Below are 5820 nucleotides of genomic sequence, written 5' to 3'. Positions count from 1 at the left end.
GAGCAGGTGTTGCTGGGGGAGAGGGAGAGGGGGAGAAAGTAACCATTCCGCGCTTCGGAATTTGCAAAAACGAGTCACCGATTTTTCGTTGTCAATTGTCTGTTCGCTCAACCGGAAAAAAGAATGTCGATCGCGCGTTGCGAGCCTAAACCTGGTAAAACTAGGGTTGATATGCGAGGAGTGAGAAAACCCGAGTGAGAGGCGATCGAAACGCAAGACTGTGGCAAATTTTGAGGCAGTGGACCGACAGGCACATTCTGCCTGTCCGCATCCCCTCTGGGGCGATCGTGCGCCTGAATCCCTACCAGCAGTGGCAGAGGTACGGTGCGATCGCCCTTGCCGGTACGATCGGAATTTTACTCCTGGGTGAAGGAAGTCGCCCGCGTCCGGCGTTATCTCCCCCAGCCCCTTGCGGTTGGTTGGCCGCTCTCGATCCTCCACTGCCCAATTTGGGTTCGGCCGATTCGGTGGATGCTTTGTACCGAATTCGCGAACGACTGGATTTGGAAATCGATCGCTGTGTGGGAAATCTCAAGTTAACTGAATTTGCCCCCCAAGTTCTCGAAGTCCAAACCCTAGAAGTTCAGCAAGAATCTTTCGAGCGTCACCGACAGGCAGTAGACGATCGCCTGGAGATGGAGGCGCAGGCGCGGCAAATTTGGGACGAAACGATGGTTATCGCTCAAAGTGCGATCGGCGTGGGGAAGGAAGCCAAACTCGATCGCAGCCAAACCCCTGAAGATGCGATCGAAATTTGGCGGCAGACTCAATCTCTGTGGCAGCAAACCCTCGACAGTCTCGATCGGATTCCAGATGAGTCGATTCTCGCCCCCTACAAAGCTGCAAAGACGACGGAATATCGAGGCTACCTGGCAGTCGTCACCAATAAGCTCGAAATCGCCCAACTCGCCACCGGGTTTGTGTTCTACGGCGATACGAATCGAGATGGAGTCGCCGACGATCTCGATTATCCCGGCCGCCAACTCTGGTCGCTCGAATCTGGGGCGCTGATGCTGTTTAATAACGATGACGATGATGGCGATCGCGTTCCCGACTGGGAAGACACTCGGGTGAACGGATCGGAGGATGAAGCGGATTTGGCGATCGTCCGCTTGCAAACTGTTGCCGGATTTAAGGATTCGCAGATCGTTCTGACGGCGGATGTCAATTCTCGCGAGTACGTTAATGTCTTTCAACAAGTTGAGGGAGAATGGAAGCCCATTGATTTGACGGGAAACGAACCCATTGTTGAAGATCGCGAAATTATTCTGGGGGTGGAAGCCAAACAGTTTGCCTACCGCAACTGGAACGGTATCCTTCGCCTGGAAGCCACCGCCACCAAAAATGGAACGACGATCGCCGCAGACCGGGTGCAAATCCGCGTTTCCCCCTGGATTCTTTCGCCTAACACCGCCCCCACAGAGGAATTTTTCGTCAGCGCTTTAGGGATTAATCGCGAATTTGTCGAACAAATTAAAGCGATCGTCCCTCAAACTGGGGCGAAACTCAAAGTTGTACCCCAAGGACCGACCTGGATGCAGGACACCATGGAAATTGGCTACGTTCAGTTTCCCAAAGCCAACGCCCTGAAGACCGTTCCTAGCGTGTTGCAAGGAAACCGCAGCATCGGCTTGGATCGCTATCCCAAATCCTTACTGGGAAAAAACTTCGGCTGGTTTAAGATCGGTCAGCCGCGCCCGGTTCCTGCGGGAAATGGCTTGCCGGATTGGTATGGCAATCTGGAGGTGACACCGCCGCTGCCGAACTATCCATTGGGGCGCATTTATTACGGGCAATCTGGGGATGTGGGGATGCATCCAGAGGTACTGGAGTTTGTCAAAGCCCAAGAAATTCAAGGACCTCCGGTGGCGATCGATACCTCTTGGTTGTTAATTCGCCACGTGGACGAGATTCTCAGTTTTATTCCCACCCCCGATGGGGGACATCTGGTGATGGTGGCATCTCCCGAGGCGGGGGTGAACCTGTTGCGGGAACTTGCCGAACAGGGATACGGCGATCGCATCATCAATCGGGGACTGAGTACTCAAATCACCATTGATGCGGCCCTAGCCAATACCAATCTGGTCGAACACAATTTAAAAATACAGCGTGACTATATCGATCCGACTATCGAACAACTCAAGCGAGAGTTTCAACTCGACGACTCACAAATTATTCAATTGCCGGAGATGTATACGACCTTTGGGGCCGCATGGTCGCCGAGTACGGTGAATTCGGTGATGGTGAACGGTCAGTTATTGGTCTCCGACCCCCGAGGGGCGATCGTGGATGATGTGGATTATTCCCAGAAACGCTTTCGCCAACTGATTGCTGCTTCGGGGTTGCAAGTCCATTTCCTCAACGACAGGTCTTATCACGAAATGCGCGGCAATACTCACTGCGCCACCAATACCACCCGCAAAGCCAAGACTCAACCGTTTTGGGAGCGCTTGTCGGGTAACGGACAACTTGCAATGGAAAATTGACCCTTACCTCAAAACTGACATTTCCAGAGATGTTGCCATTTAACAATGTTTCAGGGAGTTCTCAGGGGGTTCTCACATTGAAAAAACGAGATGAATGCGATCGTTCAAAGCCTCTCGGGCTTTAGCTGTGGGCTGCCAATATTTCAGATCTGAAATATTGGAGCGGCCAACTCCAGAGATTTTCTGTAACGACAGATACGAGATCCCCCCGTACTGTAGTAAATGAAGGTGAACAAACACCAAACAACACAAACACGCAACCGAACAATTCGCAAAAGGAGCAACTTACAATGGGTGTCCAAATTGGTGGTAACGGAAATGATGTCCTCATCGGTGAAAACGATTTCGACCTCCTAATTGGTGGGGGTGGAGATGATACGATTCGCGGTGGCGCTCAAACTGATGCGCTGATTGGTGGAGAAGGAGACGACTTACTCATCGGCGACACGGGAGACGACCAAATTTTTGGTGGCGAAGGCAACGATACGATCGTTTGGAATAACGGCGATGGTAGCGACTTAATGGAAGGCGGCAACGGCCTCGATACCGTTCAAGTTAACGGTTCTGTTACCGACGGCGACAACTTTAACATCGAAGCCAACGGTCAGCGAGTTCGGTTCGATCGTCTTAACCTGATACCGTTCACCCTCGATGTGGATGATGTTGAAGATTTTGTTGTCAATGGTGGTGGAGGGAACGATACACTCTCCGTTCAAGACCTGACAGAAACGGACATCGAACTGGTAACCTTTGCTGGTGACGATGGGGACGACTTGCTCGATGGCAGCAACGCCAAAGCCTCTCTTCACGGCTATGGCAATAAAGGCAACGACACTCTCGTGGGTGGAGAAACTCGCGATACGCTTTGGGGTGGTCAAGATGAGGATTTGCTCCGGGGCGGGAACGAAGTCGATCGCCTATTGGGTAATATGGGTAACGATACCCTGATTGGGGATAAAGGAGATGACGAAATCTTCGGCGGTCTGGGTGACGACCTCCTGATCTGGAACAATGGCGACGGTAGCGACTTTATGAAAGGAGCTGAAGGTTTAGATACCGTTCAAGTCAATGGTGCGATCGGCGATGGCGATGAGTTCAGCCTGGAAGCCAATGGCGGTAATGTCCGGTTCCAACGGAACAACCTCGGCCTGTTTGCCTTAAACGTTCAAGAGGTGGAAGCCTTTGAAATTAATGGCAACGGCGGTGACGATTCCCTCACCGTGGAGAATCTCGATAGTACGGATGTAGAAATTGTCGCTTTTGACGGTGGTGACGGAAACGATTTCCTTGATGCAAGCAATACCAATACTCCAATTTTCGCTGATGGTGGTGCTGGAGACGACATTCTAATTGGTGGCAGTGGAGACGATACATTAGTGGGTGGTGCGGGTGCCGACTTACTCATTGGGGGAGCCGGGAATGATATTCTAATTGGAGGTGATTTTGATGACCCTGCAATCGGAGTGATTAATACCCTAGAAGGGAATGACGGCAGCGATAGTTACATCCTCGCCAACGAAAATATTACCTACTACAACGACGGTGACGATACCACTGCCGGACTCAACGACTACGCAGTGCTAGCCGACTTCAACACCGCAGAGGACTCTATCGAGCTAAACGCCGGAACCGAATACGTCACCGGTGCCTCTCCTGTCAACGGAGTCAGCGGTACGGCTATTTACATCGACTCCAACGGCGACGGAGTCCAAAACGCAGGGGACGAGTTGGTAGCAGTCGCTCAAGATGTCACCTCCCTCGACCTCAATGCCTCCTACGTCACCTACGTCTAAATCCATCATCCCATCGGGCGGGCATGCCCCGCCCGGTCAGGGTCGCATTGAGTGCGCTCGAACCAAAACTGCATAAGTTAATCGGTGCGGGAGGTATATAAGAGTAACACTGCAAACACACTATGTCACATCCCTAGCTAACCCCGAGTCTCATTGTAGATTGGGGGTTTTTCTTGTCAACGGCTTCTTTTGGGAACGGAGAATGGACGGTTTATATCAAGTTCGGATAATTAGTTCTAACTCGCGCGCAATTGCCGAATCTCTTCTCTAATTCTCTCTCCCGCTTCCCCTTCTTCCCCAGCTCCCCCAGCTCGCTTCACGATGAATGAGAAGTATTCAACCGAACTTGATATTACTGTCTCCCTTGTCTTCCTTGTCTTCCTTGTCTTCCTTGTCTCCCTTGTCTCCCTTGTCTCCCCGTCCCCCATCTCCTCCATCGACTGCATAAAATCATGGAGGTCGAACGTAGAGATACGCAGGTAACCATCTCAAAAAAACTAGGGTATTTGTGATGAATCCCACTCAGGCTTATGTTGTCGAGACCCGAAAAAATTGCCAGCTCGCACCTCCGAGAGGGGCGAGTTCAACTCGAACTAACATCTATCGTACTTCTTCCTTGCGTATGGGAAGTCATCGCCCAACTCGATATCTTTCCCGAACCACCCACCAACCGGAATTGACCGAGCATCTCACCGAAAATTCGATCGATATTCCTCAACCCAAAAAATCGCCGCAACCTTCTAAGCCATCCCAGAGCAACGAAGATTTAGCATCGAGTCTGAGTGCTGCAGCTTGGAACAACCTTGGCATTGCTTGGGCGAATTTGGAGCAGTACGATGATGCTCTGAGCGCCTTCGAACGAGCCTTGACTCTCGATCCAACTTTCGATCGCGCAATCGGCAACGCTCGCCGAATCCAACACTTGACCGGCGAGGAGTAATAGAGTTGTTGGGAAATAAGGGCAATCGCGCACGATCTTTGGGTCTGTGTGATGGGTAGATTTAGGCAGCATCTAAATAAAAGTTCCAAAGTCCAGCAGCCATCAACATGAGTCGATCGTTAAAAAAGGGGAATGGATATGCTCGATCGAGCATATCGAAAGGCTTGTAAGCCACGCTCGTCAAACCACGGGTTAAGTTCTCCAAGTTGCTTTGCACTGCAAGGGCTAAGACAAAACTGACTCCCTTAAGTAGAGTTAAGATGGGACCCAAGCTAACTTCTAAAGCTGTTAGCTCTGCCGCGCTTGACGAGCAAGACAATAAAGCGACGCATGAGGATCCAAACGCCACCGAATTAGGAAAGCGACAGGTTGAGGAGGGTAAAGCAGAATGTTGACAACCGATCGCGTGCCTTTTACGCTTGAGATTCCCCAAATTGCTGTCGGTACTCTCGCTCGCCGTACTCGGGAATTATAGTTTGCAAAAGCTGGGTACTTCCTTCAACAATTTCCATAATTTTGGCATCTCGCCAATATCGTTGCACCGAAGATTCGCCACTGCAACCGTAAGCACCATGAATCTGTACGGCATCGCTGGTGACTT

The 5820-nt window shown here is 51.2% G+C and carries 5 protein-coding genes; 3 read left to right on the top strand and 2 right to left on the bottom strand.

All coding sequences use genetic code 11. The features are described 5' to 3' along the window. Positions 1-194: 194 nt before the first annotated feature. The 3 genes from IQ235_RS16865 (at position 195) to IQ235_RS16855 (ending at position 5219) form a co-directional block, all read left to right on the top strand. The gene (locus IQ235_RS16865; protein ID WP_264322592.1) at positions 195-2486 is read left to right on the top strand and encodes a protein-arginine deiminase family protein; all 2292 of its coding nucleotides are present in this window, start codon (positions 195-197) and stop codon (positions 2484-2486) included. Positions 2487-2776: 290 nt separating this feature from the next. Further along, positions 2777-4279: a calcium-binding protein gene (locus IQ235_RS16860; protein ID WP_264322591.1), complete on the top strand. Its 1503-nt coding sequence runs from the start codon at positions 2777-2779 to the stop codon at positions 4277-4279. 511 nt (positions 4280-4790) lie between these two features. Beyond that, a complete protein-coding gene (locus IQ235_RS16855; protein WP_264322590.1) occupies positions 4791-5219 on the top strand; it encodes a tetratricopeptide repeat protein in 429 nt (142 codons plus the stop codon). 61 nt (positions 5220-5280) lie between these two features. On the opposite strand, the gene IQ235_RS16850 is transcribed toward IQ235_RS16855, so the two are convergent. Both IQ235_RS16850 and IQ235_RS16845 read right to left on the bottom strand, forming a co-directional pair. Next, on the bottom strand, positions 5281-5490 hold the full coding sequence (locus IQ235_RS16850) for a hypothetical protein (RefSeq protein ID WP_264322589.1): 210 nt from the start codon (positions 5488-5490) through the stop codon (positions 5281-5283). Positions 5491-5632: 142 nt separating this feature from the next. Beyond that, a partial coding sequence (locus tag IQ235_RS16845) for an acyl-CoA dehydrogenase family protein (RefSeq protein ID WP_264322588.1) occupies positions 5633-5820 on the bottom strand: 188 nt, incomplete at its 5' end.

The organism is Zarconia navalis LEGE 11467, assembly GCF_015207075.1.
In the GTDB taxonomy this organism is placed as follows: Bacteria; Cyanobacteriota; Cyanobacteriia; order Cyanobacteriales; family Geitlerinemataceae; genus Zarconia; species Zarconia navalis.
This window is presented reverse-complemented; position numbering and strand designations above follow the sequence as displayed.